The organism is Periweissella ghanensis, from assembly GCF_918814755.1.
Classification (GTDB): Bacteria; Bacillota; Bacilli; order Lactobacillales; family Lactobacillaceae; genus Periweissella; species Periweissella ghanensis.
The window spans coordinates 1-530 of the sequence record NZ_CAKKNT010000065.1 but is presented as its reverse complement, the minus strand read 5'-3'; the positions used below and the strand labels follow the sequence as shown (position 1 = coordinate 530).

Annotated in this window: 1 protein-coding gene; it reads right to left on the bottom strand. The window is 38.3% G+C overall.

Features of this window, described 5'->3' with window-relative positions; all coding sequences use genetic code 11:
• Positions 1–57 precede the first annotated feature (57 nt).
• On the bottom strand, positions 58–530 hold a 473-nt coding region (locus LQZ76_RS10010; protein ID WP_230099547.1), incomplete at its 5' end, for a transposase.

The window sequence follows — 530 nt, the reverse complement described above, 5'->3', positions numbered from 1 at the left end:
GGTTCTAAGTCAAATGGTACTGATGGACCTAAAAATTGAATAAATCCGTTTATTCGGTTAAGCGACTAGCTCGAAATTCGAGCTGGTCGCTTTTTTGTAATTCATAGCGAAAAATGAATTTTTAAATGCGATTAAAATTCGTTGGCGGAAGTTCTCGAAGTTACGAAAACCATAGCCGATTCGTTTAATGACTTTAATTTTATTGTTCATACCTTCAACCGGGCCGTTGGAAAAGCCGTATGTAAAACTATTGAGAATTTCAGTGTAAACTTTTTGGATGGTCCGGCGAGCTTTCATCATTTGTGGTGGTAAGTCGGTGCCATCATGAAGAACATTTGCTAAATAAGCACCGTCGCGTTGTTTAAGGGCGTAGATGATATCTTGATAAAATTCATAAGCTACACGAAGTTCAGGTGATAAAGCGAGAATACGATCAACAATTTCTGAATCACTAAGGTAAGCATAGCGATAGTTGATACGCTTCGTACGGGTCTCGTAGTTTAGGTCATTACTGTCTTTTAAAATCAGGC